This is a genomic window from Paraclostridium sp. AKS73, from assembly GCF_025671395.1.
Taxonomy (GTDB): Bacteria; Bacillota; Clostridia; order Peptostreptococcales; family Peptostreptococcaceae; genus Paraclostridium; species Paraclostridium benzoelyticum.
The window spans coordinates 23,040-35,655 of the sequence record NZ_JAIXHU010000033.1; the positions used below are offsets into that span (position 1 = coordinate 23,040).

At 28.5% G+C, this 12,616-nt stretch carries 17 protein-coding genes and 2 pseudogenes; all 19 read left to right on the plus strand.

What is annotated here, in order from left to right; translation table 11 throughout:
• Window positions 1-6: 6 nt before the first annotated feature.
• Window positions 7-525, plus strand: coding sequence for a signal peptidase I (locus LEQ07_RS15175; RefSeq protein WP_263331284.1), 519 nt, complete (start codon window positions 7-9; stop codon window positions 523-525).
• Window positions 526-646: 121 nt separating this feature from the next.
• Window positions 647-1,339 carry a BsaA family SipW-dependent biofilm matrix protein gene (locus LEQ07_RS15180; RefSeq protein ID WP_052951998.1) on the plus strand — a complete coding sequence of 231 codons (693 nt, stop codon included), beginning with the start codon at window positions 647-649 and terminating at the stop codon, window positions 1,337-1,339.
• Window positions 1,340-1,375: 36 nt separating this feature from the next.
• On the plus strand, window positions 1,376-2,107 hold the full coding sequence (locus LEQ07_RS15185) for an LPXTG cell wall anchor domain-containing protein (protein ID WP_046822622.1): 732 nt from the start codon (window positions 1,376-1,378) through the stop codon (window positions 2,105-2,107).
• Between the two features lie 62 nt (window positions 2,108-2,169).
• Window positions 2,170-3,117 carry a vWA domain-containing protein gene (locus tag LEQ07_RS15190; RefSeq protein ID WP_263331285.1) on the plus strand — a complete coding sequence of 316 codons (948 nt, stop codon included), beginning with the start codon at window positions 2,170-2,172 and terminating at the stop codon, window positions 3,115-3,117.
• A 17-nt stretch (window positions 3,118-3,134) separates the two neighbouring features.
• A pseudogene (locus LEQ07_RS23175) lies at window positions 3,135-3,194 on the plus strand (hypothetical protein); the annotation flags it as partial.
• Window positions 3,195-3,236: 42 nt separating this feature from the next.
• Window positions 3,237-4,043, plus strand: a complete 807-nt coding sequence (locus LEQ07_RS15195; protein ID WP_263331286.1) for a hypothetical protein — start codon at window positions 3,237-3,239, stop codon at window positions 4,041-4,043.
• Between the two features lie 113 nt (window positions 4,044-4,156).
• On the plus strand, window positions 4,157-4,534 hold the full coding sequence (locus tag LEQ07_RS15200) for a hypothetical protein (protein ID WP_263331287.1): 378 nt from the start codon (window positions 4,157-4,159) through the stop codon (window positions 4,532-4,534).
• A gap of 342 nt (window positions 4,535-4,876) precedes the next feature.
• Window positions 4,877-5,905 carry a histidine kinase dimerization/phospho-acceptor domain-containing protein gene (locus tag LEQ07_RS15205; protein WP_263331288.1) on the plus strand — a complete coding sequence of 343 codons (1,029 nt, stop codon included), beginning with the start codon at window positions 4,877-4,879 and terminating at the stop codon, window positions 5,903-5,905.
• The gene (locus tag LEQ07_RS15210) at window positions 5,902-6,237 is read left to right on the plus strand and encodes a sensor histidine kinase (RefSeq protein WP_263331289.1); all 336 of its coding nucleotides are present in this window, start codon (window positions 5,902-5,904) and stop codon (window positions 6,235-6,237) included. Before LEQ07_RS15205 ends, LEQ07_RS15210 begins: the two co-directional genes overlap by 4 nt.
• Window positions 6,238-6,358: 121 nt before the next feature.
• Window positions 6,359-6,631 (plus strand): hypothetical protein, encoded by a 273-nt coding sequence (locus tag LEQ07_RS15215; RefSeq protein WP_263331291.1) that lies wholly within the window; start codon window positions 6,359-6,361, stop codon window positions 6,629-6,631.
• A gap of 29 nt (window positions 6,632-6,660) precedes the next feature.
• Window positions 6,661-6,939 (plus strand): annotated as a pseudogene (locus LEQ07_RS23180) (LCP family protein); the annotation flags it as partial.
• 33 nt (window positions 6,940-6,972) lie between these two features.
• Complete coding sequence (locus LEQ07_RS15220) at window positions 6,973-7,167, plus strand: hypothetical protein (RefSeq protein WP_263331292.1); 195 nt, start codon at window positions 6,973-6,975, stop codon at window positions 7,165-7,167.
• 382 nt (window positions 7,168-7,549) lie between these two features.
• Window positions 7,550-8,260 (plus strand): YveK family protein, encoded by a 711-nt coding sequence (locus LEQ07_RS15225; RefSeq protein WP_263331294.1) that lies wholly within the window; start codon window positions 7,550-7,552, stop codon window positions 8,258-8,260.
• 26 nt (window positions 8,261-8,286) lie between these two features.
• Entirely contained in the window at window positions 8,287-8,919 is a 633-nt protein-coding gene (locus tag LEQ07_RS15230) for a CpsD/CapB family tyrosine-protein kinase (RefSeq protein ID WP_317852096.1), read from the plus strand.
• A 114-nt stretch (window positions 8,920-9,033) separates the two neighbouring features.
• Complete coding sequence (locus tag LEQ07_RS15235; protein ID WP_263331295.1) at window positions 9,034-9,630, plus strand: hypothetical protein; 597 nt, start codon at window positions 9,034-9,036, stop codon at window positions 9,628-9,630.
• Between the two features lie 157 nt (window positions 9,631-9,787).
• Window positions 9,788-10,228, plus strand: coding sequence for a copper amine oxidase N-terminal domain-containing protein (locus LEQ07_RS15240; RefSeq protein WP_263331296.1), 441 nt, complete (start codon window positions 9,788-9,790; stop codon window positions 10,226-10,228).
• Between the two features lie 605 nt (window positions 10,229-10,833).
• Complete coding sequence (locus LEQ07_RS15245; RefSeq protein WP_263331297.1) at window positions 10,834-11,526, plus strand: YveK family protein; 693 nt, start codon at window positions 10,834-10,836, stop codon at window positions 11,524-11,526.
• A 1-nt stretch (window position 11,527) separates the two neighbouring features.
• Window positions 11,528-11,929 (plus strand): CpsD/CapB family tyrosine-protein kinase, encoded by a 402-nt coding sequence (locus LEQ07_RS15250; RefSeq protein WP_317852094.1) that lies wholly within the window; start codon window positions 11,528-11,530, stop codon window positions 11,927-11,929.
• A complete protein-coding gene (locus LEQ07_RS15255; protein WP_263331298.1) occupies window positions 11,926-12,354 on the plus strand; it encodes a hypothetical protein in 429 nt (142 codons plus the stop codon). The genes LEQ07_RS15250 and LEQ07_RS15255 overlap by 4 nt, the downstream gene beginning before the upstream one ends.
• The last annotated feature ends 262 nt before the right edge of the window (window positions 12,355-12,616 follow it).

Below are 12,616 nucleotides of genomic sequence, written 5' to 3' on the forward strand. Positions count from 1 at the left end.
TATACTATGGAAAATAAAACAATGTTAAAAAAATTAGGAAATATACTTTTTTATGTAGTTCTAATATCTTTATTATCCATATCATTTATTATGGTAAAGTCTGTAAAAGAGGGAAAACAGCCAACTATAATGGGACATAAATTTTTTACAGTCATGACAGGAAGTATGCAACCTTCAATAATGGTTGGAGATTTAGTAATAGCTAAAGAATTACAACCTGAACAAATAAATGTAGGGGATGTAATAACATTTAAAAGTCAAAATTCAGGAAACATAACAACACATAGAGTAAAAGAAATCATAAAAGATGGAGCAGGAATAAAATACATAACACAAGGTGATGCAAATAATGTGCAGGATCAAAATCCAGTAGAATCAAACGCAGTTATAGGTAAAGTTGTTAAATGTATACCGAGGGTTGGAATGGCTATGTCATGGATGAAGTCACACCTATCACTAATTATAGTAGGAATATTTGCAATAACAGCATTAAGTGCTATAGGTAGCAACCTTAGAAAAAACTAAAATCTATAGATGAAGAAGAAAGACAAAATAAAGAAAGAGAAAAAGCGGATGCATAAAACAACTGTAACAGTAAGTGCTGATTACATAGATTGAGTAAATATTTAATTTTGGAGGGAATAAAATGAATAAGAAAGTTCAAGCGTTAGCAGTATCAGGAGTACTGACAGTAGGTGTAATAGGGGGAACACTTGCATGGTTTACATCTCAAGATAAAGCAACAAATACTTTTAACACAGCATCAAATAGTGATAATAATGGTAGTGGAATAAAAATAATCGAGGAATTTGAAAAACCTGAAAACATGCTTCCGGGTGATAATGTAAATAAAGATGTACAAGTAAAAAATACTACAACATATGATCAATTTATAAGAGTTAAATTCATACCTAAATTTGTAAAAGTAACAAAAGATGGTAGTGGAAATGAAGTTAGAGAAGAAATAGCAGAAGTAAATGGACAAAAATTAGACACTGGTAATATAGAATTAAATGTCGTTAAAAAAAATGTGAATGAAAGTAAAAATAGTGGAACTTGGTTTGCTGGAAGTGATGGATATTATTATTATATGGGAAAAGTAGCTAAAGGTGATTATACTAATACATTACTTGACTCTGTAACATTAGCTAGTGATGCAGGAAATGAGTATAGAGGATTAGGTTTTGACGTAGATGTTCAAGCTGACTCTATTCAAGCATCAAATAATGCATATGGAGATTGGGTTACAGCAGATGGATTAAAAGATACTTTTAGTAACTTACAAAATCAAAGTGCTGTAAGTCCAACAGATTCTGAAGAACCAAATCAAAAAAACTAAGATTATAATTAAAAAATCTAATAAAGGAGTGAGAATGTGAAAAGCTGTCTAAGAAAAATTTTAGTAGTCACTTCACTTCTTTCAATAATAACAACTATAAAGGTGGATGCAGATACATTGGCTCCACCTAATGTTGAATTATTGGGAAATGCGAATGAATTAGTATACATACCTGATGATGATTTATTTCTACAACACCCTAACATGATTCCAGGAGATTATATAAGAAGAACTTTAGAAATTAAAAATAAGCATAAATACCCATACGAACTTTTCTTAAGAGCAGAGAGAGTAAGTCCAAAAGAAGAATATGATCTTTTAGATAAACTAGATTTAAAAATTTCATATAAAGATGAAGTCATATATGATGAAGCAGTTAATGGAGAAGATAAATTAACAAAAGGTATAAGTCTAGGAGTATTTAATCCAGGGCAAGAAGAAAATCTTATTGCGGAAGTCAAATTAGATGGAGCATCTACTGGAAATGAATATAAAAATAAATCTGCTCAGATAGATTGGATATTTACAGCAGTTAGAAGTGAAGATGAAAGTAAAAATAATGATAAAGAAACTTTAGATAAATCAGATAAAGTTGATAACAAAGATAAAACAGATCAATATCCAAATGATTTAGAATCAGATGAGGATGATATGTGGAGCGAATCGCCAAAAACAGGAGAAGATGGGATTTTTATATATGTAATATTAGGGATAACTAGTATTTTACTTTTATTAATTAGTAGAAAAAACAAGAACTCTAAAAAGTAAATATGTTTATGCAAGGAGTGTGGAGGAACATTAAATGAAAAAATAGATTAGTATCTTGTGTAATGGTACTAACAATGTTAATTATATCAAGCTTAGGGAATATTGAAGGTAAATCTACTTCATATGCTCAAGAAATAAACAATTTAACTATTAAGGAAGTAGCAAGCGAAAATCCAATACATACACTGGATAATAAACTTTTGTTAGAACAAAGCACTGAAAAAATATCAGATACACAGTTGAAAGTAAATTTAAAAATAAAAGGAAATGAACAAGATTTAAATATTAAAAATACGTCTTTTGAAAATAAAATATCTGACAACTTTGAAATAAGTTCAGAGAATATTTCCGTAAACGGAATTAAAGAAAAGGAAAATATAAAAGGTGAAGTAACAAACTCTAAAGATAGTATAAGCGTTAATTTAGGAGATATATCTTCAAAAGAAGTAGATTTATCTTTTGAAGCAAAACTAAAAGATAATGCTCAAAAATGTGAAAATGAATCTTTAAATTTAAAATCAGAGATTAGATATAAATTAGAAAACAGTGAACAAGAAGTATTAGAAAACTTTCCTAATGCTAAAGTTACTTTGGACAAAGTAGTAGAAAAAGTAAATCCAGAAGCTATACAAGCAGAATATAAATCAGCACCACAAACAACACAAAATACTGAAAGATGTCAAGGTAATAAAAATTTAGAAATCAATAAAAGCGCTAAAATAAATGAAAATGGAACATATAATATAACATTAGAAGCAAAAGGGGAAGGATCGATTCAAAATTCTAAAAAAGCTGATATAGTACTTGTAATAGATTCGTCAGGAAGTATGAATGATAAAATAGACAAAGTAAAAACTGCAGCTAAAAATTTAAGCAAAAATATTTTAAACGGAAGTAATAATGACCAAGTTAGAATATCTGTAGCGAATTTTTCATACAACTATAACTTTTCCAATATTATAAACCAGGAGCAAGTTCTGAAGTTCAAACAAACTTTACATCAAATTTAAACAAAATAAATAGAGCTATTTATAATATAAACCCAGGTGGAGGAACAAATACTCAAGATGGTATATGGAGAGCACAAAATCTTTTAGAAAGTTCAAGAGATGAAGCTAATAAATATGTAGTGTTTTTTTCAGATGGATTGCCAGTGAACTCTAGAGATTATTGGGGATATACAGGATTTGACATACACGTTAAGAGTGCGCAAAGAGAGTACTATAGATACTTTACAGGGTACGGAGCTCCTACAAAAGTTACTATTGGAGGAATTGGATATAATCCAAATCCAGAGACTATATATGTAAATAATAATCATAGATATAAAGATGCTAAATTTTATAGTGTAGGATTATTTACTAATGCTCCTGAGGAGGAAAAAAGTCAAGCTATAAACTTTTTAAAAACTATTCAAAATGTAATTGATCCGAGTGAATATGCAGATAAATATTATACTCAAGATTTAAATAGTATAAATGGAATATTTAATGATATAAGTAATGAAATAAAAGAAAATATAAATGCTTCAGTAGCTAAAGAATCTATTATACATGATGTAGTTTCAAAAGAGTTTAATATAGTGGATAAAAGCTTTAAGATAACAGATTTAGATGGAAATGAAATACAGATACCGCCTGAAAATGTTGTTGTATCTGAAAACTCAAAAGGCGAAGATGAAATAACGTTTAAAATAGGTAATATTATTGCAAATAAAAAAGCTGGAAATGGAAAACTTACAGGGGGGATTAAAGTAAGTTTTGATATTTCAACTAAAGATCCATACTTTGGGGGTGAGAAAATTCCCACAAATGCAAATGCAGAAATTAAATATAAAGATCCTATAAATGGAAGTGATAAGGAACAAGCATTTAATAAGCCTATAGTTGATATACCTTATCAAACGGGAAAGGTAACTATAAAAAAGAAATCGTAAAGAAAGATAAAAATGGAAACTGGACGGTAGTTAAAGATAGTGATGTAAATCGTAATGATAGGTTCTCTATATCAATAATTGGGAATTCAGGTAGCCAAAATCATAAATATACAGTGGATTTAAACGGAAACATGAAAACCTCTATGCCTTTTTATTTAAGAGGTGAAAAAACTGATATATCTAGTAATAAGGATTTTTCAAAGAACTATTTTACAGAAGGTTTATATGATGTAGAAGAAATTGTACCTATGAATTATGAAAAAGTTCAGGTATGGATAGATGAAGATTCTGCAGATAATAGGACTAAATGGGTTAAATTTAAAGAGTACGTAAATGATAAAAAAAATATTGATGAAAATAAAGCAAGAGATGGGAAGTTATTTATAGGTAAAGATAACAATAACATTAATATAAAAGTAAGTAATACTTTAGTGAATGATATGTTTTGGCAAGATAAAGCATATGTAGAAAATAAACTTAAGTATGATTAGAGACTGGGTTAATGGTGGGCTCGGGATTTGTGTGTATGTTTTGCTCCATAAAAGCTGTGAAGATGCTTGTAAATGTCGCGGCAACATACAGCACAAATCCCTCGCCAAAATATAAGCCAGTCTTTTTGTGTTGGATGAAAAATGAATGTCGCTGCAACATAAAATTCAATCCCTCGCTCCAAGTATAGCTCAGTCTTTTTGTGTGAGAAAATAAGATGACAAAGGTAATGAAACTTTATATAATGAGATTACAATAAATAAGCTTAAAGTATATATTAAAATTAATAAAATAAGAATATGAGGTTTTGTAAACAGCAGTAATTATTAAGGATGTGTTTTAATATGATTATAAAAAAGCTAAAATCTTTATCGACATTTTGGAAAATGACCCTTATATCATTTATATCTATAGTAGTAATATTTTTAATAACTTATATATCTCAATTTATAGTATTTAGAGTTTGGACTATAAAATATGAAAAAGAAGAAATTCAATCAAGAGCTAATGAACTAGAAATTTTACTTAATAGCAATAGCTCATATGAAGTTCAAAAAGAAATTTTAGAATCTATGAATTTAAATGCTATTATATATAATTCAGATAACAAAGAAATTTTAAATACAATGGATGAAAAACCTAAACATTTCAATTATCAAAAACCAAGTTCATATATTATAGATACATCTTTGAGCGTAAACAACGACAAGGTAAGCTTAATAACTCCAGTGCATATAGGTGATCAAAAATACTATATGTATTTAGAGCGAGAAAGTGAATTATATGATGATTTCCTGGAAAATACAATCCTTATAATTGTTTTTATGTTGATAATAGGATTAATAATAAGTTTAATAGCAGGAATATATATATCAAGACAGTTTATAAAAAAATTAAACAACTTAAGCAACACTATGAAAGAAGTACAAGAAAAAGGAATAACAAGTAGAGTATATATACAAAATCCAAAAGATGAGTTTGATAAAGTTAATATAATATTTAATGAAATGATGGACTCAGTTGAACACTCATTTGGAGTACAAAGACAGTTTGTTCAAGATGCATCACACGAACTTAGAACCCCTCTAACCATATTAAAAGGACATTTAAAGATGTTAGATAGATGGGGTAAAAATGATCCTGAAACACTAAATAAATCGCTTAAAATAAGTTTAGATGAAGTTGATAGATTAACAAAACTTGTAAATGATTTATTAGAACTTGGAAAATTAGACAACAAAACAATAGTTGATGAAGAAATAGAAAAAATAAACTTAGAAGCTTCAATATATCAAATTATATATGACTTTGAAGTCATAAGAAAAGATGTTGATTTTAAATTTGAGTGTGAAAAGATGCTTATATTTATATGAACAAGAAACATTTTAAGCAACTTTTCATAATATTTATAGACAATGCTATAAAATACTGTGAAAAAGATGAAAAGGAAATAAAAATAAAAGTGTACAAAGAAAGAAGGAAAATATACATATCTATAAAAGATAATGGTATAGGAATAGAAAAAGAAGAAATTCCAAAGATAACAGATAAATTCTATAGAGTTGATAAATCAAGAAAATATAACAATAGCTTTGGAATAGGACTATCTATTGCAGCTCAAATAATTAATTTATACAACTATAAATTGAAAATTAAAAGTGAAGTTGGAATAGGAACAGAGATACTTATAGAATGTAATCAATAAACCAAGGATGAAAATTAAATTCTTGGTTTTACTTTTTGCTAAAGAAAAATAAGTAGCAACCGATATTTATATGTGCTAATATATGGATATCTAAATTAATAATTAGTATAGGGAGGATTTTATGAGCACTTTCAAAAAAATAGTCATAGGATTAGTTGTTTTCATTGTAGCTGTTCCGATGGTGGCTTTTGGATATTTTTATTTCAAGCTAAACTCTATATATGATAGTAGTGCAGCTAAAGATGTAAAAGAAAAGGTTGAAAAAGCTGATGATAAAGATGGTATAACTAATATATTATTAGCTGGAGTTGATGGAAACAATCTAGATAAGGGAAATAGATCTGATTCCATGATGGTTTTAACTATCGATGAAAAAATAATGATATTAGAATAACTTCTCTTGCACGTGATACTTATGTTCAAATTCCAGGTTATGGAGAAGAAAAATTAACGCATGCTTACGCTTATGGGGGGCCTGCGCTTTTACTTCAAACTATAGATAAAAACTTTGGACTTAAAATTGATAAGTATGCTGTTGTAAGTTTTAGCTCTTTTGAAAAAATTATAGACGCTTTAGGTGGAGTTGAAATAGATGTATTACCTAAAGAGGTAAGTTATATTCCAGGTGTAAATAGTGCTGGTAAACAAACTTTAAATGGAGCAGAAGCTCTAGCATATAGTAGAATAAGATATGCAGATGATGCTTATCAAAGAGATAATAGACAAAGAACTGTTATGCAAGCTGCATATAACAAATTATCAAGCAATCCAGGAGATCTTATGGAAATAGGAAACACTATATTAGGATATACAAAAACTAATATACCTCCAATGGAAATATTTAAATTAGCTAATAAAGTTATAAAAATGAACTTTACAGAATTCCCACAACTTGAATTCCCACTTGAAGGACATAGAGATGGAAAATAGTAAGCAAAGAAAAAGGATGGGTAATTCTTTGGGATAAAGAATACAATAACGAACAACTTAAAAAATTCATATTTGATTATAAAAATTACACTCAACAATAAGTGAGGTAAAAAAGCTATCTATTTAGAGTAGGTATCGATAGAAAGCCTTTGAGTTTTGCTCCCAAAGCGGAAAGAACGCTTTAAAGGTCGCTAAAACTTAAAGGCTTTCTATTCTATACTCTAAATTAGATAGCTTTTTTATATTGTAAGAGGAATAGGGGATTTTAATTTTGGCGAAACGTGTAAAAAAATTGAAAAATTTAGCTAAAAGGTGTAAAGTTTTAAAATAAGGGGTCGATACATAAATCGTATGGGGAAAAACACACTAAGAGGAGGGCCAAATGGAAGAAACGATAGACTTAAGGGAATATTTCCAAATAATTAAAAAACGAGCGTGGATAATCGCACTAATAACTGTAATAGCAATGATAATAAGCGGACTTATAAGTTTCTTTGTATTAAAACCAGAATATCAAGCAAGTACGACTTTAATAGTTAATGCAGAACAAAGTGCTGCAACTAATAACATGATAACAGGAGATCAGTTAAATGTTACTCAAAAGTTAACGTTAACATATGGTGAGATAATAAAATCAAAATCAGTACTAAATTCAGTAATAAATAAATTAGATTTAAACATGACTTATGATGAGTTACTTAATAGTTTAAAAGTAGAGCCAGTTAAGGATACTCAAATATTATCTATAAGTGTTACAAATACAAGTCCAAGCAAGGCTATGAAAATAGCTAATGCTATACCTACAATATTTTCTAAAGAAGCAAAAAGAATAACAAATGCAAACAGTGTTGAAGTAATAGATAAGGCGAGAGTACCTGAAAAACCAGTAAAACCTAATAAGGTTATGAACGTAGCAATAGCTGGAGTTTTAGGGTTTATGATAGGGCTATTCATAGTATTCTTATTAGAATTTATGGATAGAAAAATGAAAACAGCTCAAGATATCGAAAAATATCTAAACTTACCTACGCTAGGAGTAGTACCTAACGAAAATATAGAAAAGAAAGGTAGAAAAAGCATGCTAAAAAACTAATAACTAAAAGAAATCCAAAATCACCAATATCAGAAGCATACAGAACTATAAGGACTAATATAGAATATTCAAATATAGATAAAGAAATAAAATCAATACTAGTAACAAGTTCTCAGCAAAATGAAGGTAAAAGTACAGTAATAGCTAATTTAGCAGTAAGCTTTGCTGCTATGGAAGGTAAAAGAATACTAGTGGTTGAGGGAGACTTAAGAAACCCAACAGTACACAGAATGTTTAACATAAGCAACACTCATGGAATCACAGATATTTTAACTGGACAAAAATCATTTGATGAATGTGTTAACAAAACAGAAGTAGATGGTTTAGAAGTATTAACTTGCGGTAAAATACCTCCAAACCCAGCAGAGATGTTAGCATCTAAAAAAATGAAAATCTTCTTAGAGTCTTTAAAAGATTACTATGATTATGTATTTATAGATGCACCACCAATAGGAATAATAACTGATGCAGGAATACTATCTACATATACAGACGGAAGTATATTAGTAGTTGCATCAAAAGAAGTAGATATAGAAATGGCACAAATAGCAAAAGAAAGATTAGATAAAGTAGGTGCTAACATACTAGGGGTTGTACTTAACAAGTTTGAAGACACTAATGGATCTTACGGATACTATAACTATTACTATGGAGCATAAAACTTTTAAAAAGTTACCTATTTTCAAGGTAACTTTTTTGTTCGACAGATTTAGGCAAAAAAATAAATAAGTAAATGTTATATTATATCAGAGAGTGAAAATTAGGAGGAAATAATGATGAAGTATAAAAGAAATGAAAAACTTGTTATAGCTATAGCTTGTTCTTTAACTGCAGTTGTAGTAGTAGGATTTACACTCATGGGAGGATCTTTTAAATCAAAAGAAGAACATTACGTATCTAGAGTATCTAGCTCTAAATCAGAAATAAACATATCTAAAAATGATTATGAAATTATAAAACAAGAAGAAAAAGATGGAATAAACACATTTGTAGTTTTAGAAAAAAAGGACTTTAATAAAGAGGAAATGGGACAACTTTCAAAAAATATAATAAAGGATATGAATAAAAACTTTAATATTTATATATTCGACGATAAAGAAAAAGCACAAGATTTCAACTACGAAGCAGATAAAACTCAAACTCTTATAAAAGCAGTAGATCAACAACAAGTAGAAGTTCAAACATATCACACAATAAAAGAAGAACCTAAAAGTGTACCACAATATTATGCAGTAGAATCTATAAAAGATGTAGATGGGAAAACTCAAATATCATTAAGTCTTGAAAGTATAAAACAACCTGAAAAAGCATTAAGCCAAATGAAGTTTTTAGGAGAAACAATAAAGGATTTAAATAAAGATAAAAAATAGAAAAATTAGAAATAAAAGCATTTAGCAAAGATAGCCAAGCTCCAAATTGGGAATATACATCAGAAAATAAAAGCTTAGTTATACAAATGAATTAGTAGAAATATAAAAGTAGAAAGGAGTATACTATGAAAAATAAAAAATATTAGCTCTAACAACGGTGATAGCATTATCTACAACAACACTTGCGTTTGCAAATGAAATAAAAATAGTTGAAAAAAATGGACAAGATTATGTACCTTTTAAAACATTAGTAAAAAAACTAGGCGGGGAAGTAAAAGAATCTAAAGAAGAATTAAAAGTAAATGTAAACTCAAAAGAAGTAATAATTCAAAATAAATCATCTTTTGCAAAAGTAGATGAAAATTACTATCCATTAGAAGAAAAAGAAATAAACGGATACAAAATTCCAATAGATACAAAACCAATATACGAAAATAAAGAGGTATATGTATCTCCAGAGTTTTTAAAAAGTGCTAATTTATTAAATTTTGATATAGAAGATGGGAAACTAATAATAAATAACAAGGTTGAAAAAGAAACTGTTTCAGAAGTAAAGGAAGAACCTAAAAAGAAATACCTCAAAATAGTTCTGAAGTAAAAAAGAAGAACCTAAAAAGAAACTCAAGAAAAGCCTCAAACTACAACAAAGCCTAGCAAGCCAAGTAAACCAAGCAATAATAATAGTAATTCGAATAATAACACTACTAGTAAACCAGATAACAACAATAATTCAAGTAACAACTCAAACAATAGCAGTAACAATAACAATAACAATTCGAATAATAATAATACTGATTCAAATAATGGATCTAGTGGAGATAACAATAGTAGCACTGAAGGTAATAACGGAAGCAATACAAATGGAGGAAATGATAGTACTGATAACTCACAAAATAATGATTCTCAAACTAGTACGGAAGACAAAATGTAATTTTTTACTTTCACTAATATTTTGATGTGACTATACTTCATAAGTTATCAACAAATATGAGTTAATCATAAATTATTTAAGCGTAAAAAAAGAAATGTAGAAAAAACGCTAAAGAATATTCTGAAAAAGTCGATATATGTAAAATAAAGAGAGCCTTTGTAGAAACTATATACAAATATGGATGAAAATGCTAATATATAGCACGTAAAATAGATTAATATAGGCAGAAAAACGAAGAAAACAAGCAGAAAAACAAGAAAATGGAGGGAAAAATGGAAGAGACTATCGACTTAAAAGAGTATTTTCAGATTATCAAAAAAAGAGCATGGATAATAGTTTTAATAACATCAGTAGCAGTAATAGTAAGCGCAATCATAAGTTTTTTTGTATTAAGTCCAGTGTATGAATCAAATACTACAATTTTGGTAAATAGCGATAAAGCACCTGGAACAGATGTCATAACAACTGACCAGATAAACGTTTCTGAAAAGCTAGCAGTAACTTATGGAGAAATAATAAAGTCAAAGGCTGTATTAGATGAAGTAACAAAATCACTAGGTATAAAAGGTGGTTACGAAGAAATAGCCGATAAAATAAACGTCTCGTCAGTTAATGACACTCAAATAATTTCAGTATCAGTCCAAGATACAAATCCTCAAAGAGCATCTGATATAGCAAACGCTATACCAAAAGCATTTACTAAGGAAGTTAAGCGAATAACAAAAGCTAACAGTGTAAAGGTGATAGACAAAGGAATTGTACCAAAAACACCTATAAAACCAAATAAAGTAATGAATGTGGCAATAGCTGCAGTACTAGGAATAATGATATCTTTATTTGTTATATTCTTACTTGAGTATCTAGATAATAAAATAAAAGTACCTCAAGATATAGAAAAACACTTAGGATTGCCACTACTAGGAGTAGTACCTCATGAAAATAAAGGCAAGAAAGGTGGTAAATAAGATGATAAATATAACAACATTTAATGATCCTAAATCACCAATAGCGGAAAGCTATAGAAGTATTAGAACTAATATACAGTTTTCAAAACTTGACAATGAAATGAAAACGATAGTAATAACAAGTTCTAAACAAGATGAGGGAAAAACAACAGTTTCATCTAATTTAGCTGTTAGTTTTGCTTCCTTAGAAGGAAAAAAAGTTTTATTAATAGATGCAGATCTTAGAAATCCAAGTGTTCACAAAATGTTTACTAAACCTAATGCACTAGGCTTAACTGATGTGTTAGCAGGAAAAAAAGAGTTAAAACAATGTGTTCAAAATACAGAATTAGAAAATCTTCAAATTTTAACAGCAGGGACGATACCTCCAAATCCAGGGGAAATGTTAGAATCTAAAAAATGAGAGAATTTATAGATGTACTAAGAGATTATTACGATTATATATTTATAGATACACCACCAATAGGGATTATTATGGATGCAGGGGTTTTAGCTAACTATGCAGATGGAACAATTTTGGTAGTTGGAGCTAAAGATGTAGAAACAGAAAGAGCAAAAATATCAAAAGAAAGACTAGAAAAAGTTAAAGCTAATGTAATTGGTGCCGTACTTAATAAGTATATAGAAAAAATGGTTCGTATGGGTACTATAGCTATTATTATGAACAAAGTGATTCAAGCAGAGTTTCTAAAAAGAAAAAGAAGAAACACTAAAATTCGCTTCGCTCATGTCGCCAACGACTTTGTCCGTTGCTCAAAAAAATTTTACGCTCAAAATATTAATATATGTATAACTAACTTTCATAGAGAAAACATAATTTTTTATTAGCTAGAATGGGATTAAGCGTAAAAAATTTATGCACTAAAATCGGCGAAAATTTTAGTGCACCAAACAAGTTTAACATTATGAAAATTTGAAAAATTATTGCTTAGGGGTTATGGTAGCACCCTTATAAATATATATTACGGATGCTACCTAAGAAACTTTATATTAAAAATTTAAAAAAATTTATTATTAAAAAGGGGGAGGTTTAAGTTTTTATGGAGACTGAAATCGCAGCCCCAGAAAAAGAAAGTGTATTAGAAAATTT